Annotated in this window: 2 protein-coding genes; both read left to right on the top strand. The window is 65.8% G+C overall.

Annotated elements, in window-relative coordinates; translation table 11 throughout:
• Nucleotides 1-1,422: glutamate decarboxylase (locus QZV72_RS08170; protein ID WP_297007146.1), on the top strand; the 1,422-nt coding region annotated here is incomplete at its 5' end.
• Nucleotides 1,423-1,576: 154 nt separating this feature from the next.
• Nucleotides 1,577-4,315, top strand: a complete 2,739-nt coding sequence (gene cas3 / locus QZV72_RS08165; protein WP_297007144.1) for a CRISPR-associated helicase Cas3' — start codon at nucleotides 1,577-1,579, stop codon at nucleotides 4,313-4,315.
• Nucleotides 4,316-4,328: the final 13 nt, after the last annotated feature.

Raw genomic sequence — 4,328 nt, 5'->3', positions numbered from 1 at the left:
GTCGAACTCAACCCCCTGTTCGCCCGCGACGGTGAGGCGACGAGCTTCCCGCGTCACCGGATCCCGGTCTCCGGCAGCCTGCCGGAGACCGCCTATCAGCTCATCCATGACGAGGCGATGCTCGACGGCAACGCGCGGATGAACCTCGCCACCTTCGTCGGCACGTGGATGGACGACCATGCGGACCGGCTGTACCGCGAGACGTTCGACAAGAACATGATCGACAAGGACGAGTATCCCGCCACCGCCGACATCGAGGACCGCTGCTGGCGGATGATCGCACACCTGTGGCACGCGCCCGACCCGGAGCGCACGATCGGCAGTTCCACCGTCGGTTCGTCGGAGGCGTGCATGCTCGGCGGGTTGGCCCTGAAACGACGGTGGCAGCACAGGCGTCGGGCGGCGGGGGAGTCCACCGCGAGCCCGAACATCGTGCTCTCCTCGGCGGTGCAGGTGTGCTGGGAGAAGTTCTGCAACTACTTCGACGTCGAGCCTCGCTTCGTGCCGGTGACCGGGGAGCACCGCGTCCTCGACGGCCATGACCTGGACAGTTACGTCGACGAGAACACCATTGGCGTGGTCGCGATCATGGGTGTGACCTACACCGGCATGTATGAGCCGGTCGCGGCGGTCGCCGCCGCCCTCGACGACATCGAGGCCCGGCGGGGTCTGGACATCCGCATTCACGTGGACGCCGCGTCCGGCGGCATGATCGCCCCGTTCCTGCAGCCTGACCTGGAGTGGGACTTCCGGCTGCCGCGGGTCGCCTCGATCAACGTCTCCGGGCACAAGTACGGACTGGTGTACCCGGGGCTGGGGTGGATCGTGTGGCGTACCGCGGAGGATCTGCCGGAGGACCTGATCTTCCGGGTGAGCTACCTCGGCGGGGACATGCCGACCCTGGCGTTGAACTTCTCCCGCCCCGGTGCGCAGGTGCTGCTGCAGTACTACCTGTTCCTGCAGCTGGGGATGGACGGCTACCGGCGGGTGCAGGGCGCCACGATGGACGTCGCGCGGTACCTCGCGGGCGAGATCGGGAAGATGCCGGACTTCGAGCTGTGGAATGAGGACCTGGACATCCCGGTGTTCGCGTGGCGTCTCGCGGGGGAGGACGAGAGCCCCGGGGAGGACGCCGGTGACAGCGGGAAGGCCGCCGCGGGCGCACGCCGGGACCGTCAGTGGACGCTCTACGACCTGTCCGAACGACTGCGGATGCGTGGCTGGCAGGTGCCGGCCTACCCCATGCCGTCGGACCTGGAGGACGTCACGGTGCAGCGCATCGTGGTGCGCAACGGGATGAGTCATGATCTCGCCACCATGCTGGTCCGCGATATCCGCGCCTGCGTGCACTACCTCGACCAGCTGGACGCCCCGCTGCCGGACTCCACCGCGGGTGGGTCGCGGGCGGGGTTCCATCACTGAGGTGGTTGGGGACTTCCACGATTGAGGCGGAAGTGAGCTGTGGGATCGTCTCGAAGGCCGGGGCCGGAGCAAGAATTCGAACGGCCCTGCATAGTTGCTCACCGCTACAGTCGCACTGTCCTGGACGCATGCTTAGCTTGTCAGCATGAATGAAATGGAAACCCTGAGTCTGGATGTGTTCTGGGCCAAGTTCGACCGCAAGACTTCGGGTTCGTTGTCCCTGCGGCAGCACCTCACCGACGTGAGTGGAGTGGCACTTCCGGTGGCGGAACATCTCCTGCCCCCTGCCCGTCTCCGGTTGCTGGAGGAGCGGTGCGGAGGGGATCTGGAGAAGATCCTCCGGTTCGTGGCGTGGAGCCATGACATCGGCAAGGCATCCCCGTGGTTCCAGGGGAAGGTGCCCGAGATGAACGAACGGGTTCTGAGCGCCGGCTACCCGGCTATGCTCGCCTCCCCCCAGGAAGTTCGCGCGATGGCGCATGGCCTGGTCAGTGCCTATACCGTGGTTGACTGGCTCGCGGCACGGACGACGAAGAAGCAGACTATCCGGGTGAAGCGTGCCTGGTTCTCCATCCTCGGCGGCCACCACGGTGCCTTCCCCTCCATGGCGAAGAAGCCCGACCCTCTCATCAATGAACCGGCGGAGTGGAAGGACGCCAGGTTCCGGCTCCTCGACCTGGGGGTCCGGCATCTGGGCCTGACCGAGGAAGACATCGATACCTTCGCACAGTTGTCCTGGGGCATCCCGGACCAGGCAGTGGTCACCGGTCTGCTTGTCGCCGCGGACTGGGTGGGTTCCAGTACGTGGAACTTCCCCTACAGCTGTGATTCGGGCGCTGACCAGGATCGCCGTGCCATTGAAGGTCAGCGCAGGATGAGCCTGGGTGGACGGTGGACGCCGTCGCCGGTCGATGCTGAAGCCTTCCAGCACCGTTTCAGTCTCCCCGCGGGTTCGACGATGCGTCCTGTCCAGGAAGCGGTAGTGGAGGCGGTCCGGATGATGGATGGTCCGGGCCTGATCCTCGTGGAGGACGCCACCGGCGGCGGAAAGACGGAGGCGGCTCTGATGGCCGCTGACGTGTGGGCCGCCCGGCTGGGCATGGACGGCGTCTACTTCGGACAACCGACCCGTGTCACCAGCGACGCGATGTTCAACCGGGTCCTGACCTGGCTGGAGAACTCCCCGGAGACCGGAGAAGTGTCGACGGTCCTCGCCCACGGAAAGTCACAGTTCAACAAGGACTATCTCTCCCTCTTCGGGCAGGCTCGACCGACGAACGTCTACAGTTCCGACGGCAGAGACGAAGGGCTGTCTCCGGAAGCGAACTCATGGTTCCGGGGGCGTAAGACCGGACTGCTGGCCTCAGTGGTGGTCGGCACCATAGACCAGCTTCTCTTTGCGGCTCTGAAGTCGAAGCATGTGGTGCTCCGGCATCTCGGACTGGTCGGGAAGGTCGTCATCCTCGACGAGATCCACGCGGCGGACGACTTCATGACCGTCTACCTGACCAGGATCCTGGAATGGCTCGGGGTCTACGGTGTCCCGGTGATCGCACTGTCCGCCACCCTGCCCCCGGCGCGCCGGCAGGAACTGGTGGACGCCTACGCCACAGGTGCCAGCGACTTCGAGACCGAGCGCCTTCCCCTGGAGGAATCCACCGCCTACCCGAGGATCACCTGGGCCACCGGAGCCTCCACCGGTGTCGTTGTTCCGGCCGCCGGTGACCGGACCCGGCGGACCCGGGTCGAATTTCTTCCCGGTGACCTGGAAGAGATGGCACACGCTGTCACGGAAGTGACACGTACCGGTGGATGTGTCGCCGCGATCTGCAACACGGTCAGCCGGGCACAGCAGCTCTTCGAACTCCTTGACGGCACAGTGGAGAACCTCTCACTGCTGCACTCCAGATTCCTCTCCGATCACCGAGCAGACCTGGAGGAGGAACTGGTGGCGGCTCTGGGCAGGGACGGAGAAGCTGCCCGGCGTCCCGGCCGGGTGGTCATCTCCACCCAGGTCATCGAACAGGGTCTCGATCTCGACTTCGACCTCATGTTCAGTGACGCGGCCCCGGTCGACCTGCTGATCCAACGCATGGGACGACTGCACCGGCACGACCTCGCGCCGGGTGTCCGACCGCAGGACAAGACGGAGGCACGGTTCGTCATCACCGGATGCTCGGAGTTCGGGGACGAGGTCGCACCGGAGTTCCCCCGTGGCATTGAGGCTGTCTACCGACGGTCCCGCCTGCTCCGGTCCGTACTCACCCTGCACCGGCACCTGGCAGGTTCCGGGGGAGTTGTGGATTCGCCGCAGGATGTCGCCGGCCTGGTCGCCACCGCGTATGCGGAGGACCTTGTTCCTCCAGCGGCATGGGGTGAAGTGTGGTCGGCGGCGGAACGTCGTGAGGAGGAGTTTCGGGTCGGGCAACGGCAGAAGGCGGAGCAGTTCCGTCTGCCCCGGGCCGACAACGGGGATCTGTCCACCTGGAACGTGGCGGCGACCAGCGACGCCGAGATCGAGGGCCTCGCCCAGGTCAGGGACGCTGACGACAGTGTCGAAGTGGTGGTGGTACGACGCATCGACGGTCGGATTGTCGCTCTTCCGCATGTCTGTGAACTGGACGGGGTGTTCCTCGACGGGCTCCTGGGGATCGAGGACGGGTACGCCCGCCGGCTGGCCCAGTGCACTGTCCGGCTGCCGGCGTGGGTGATGCGCACTGATGCTCAGTTCGATGAGCTGGAGAAGGACGGACAGGAGTCCTGGCAGAGTTCACCGTGGTTGAAGGGGGTTCTTCCCCTGGTCCTTGACGAGTCCGGGGAGAAGCGGGTCGGGGACTGGCTGCTGCGGTACGACAACCGGCTCGGGTTGCTCTGTGAGCGGATGAACGACTGATCGCTCGTCGGCC

It is taken from the genome of uncultured Corynebacterium sp. (assembly GCF_902782855.1).
Lineage (GTDB): Bacteria > Actinomycetota > Actinomycetes > Mycobacteriales > Mycobacteriaceae > Corynebacterium.
This window is presented reverse-complemented; position numbering and strand designations above follow the sequence as displayed.

Coding starts and splice junctions, on each gene's coding strand:
- cas3 (WP_297007144.1), top strand. CDS start 1,577: ATGGAAACCCTGAGTCTGGATGTGTTCTGGGCCAAGTTCGACCGCAAG.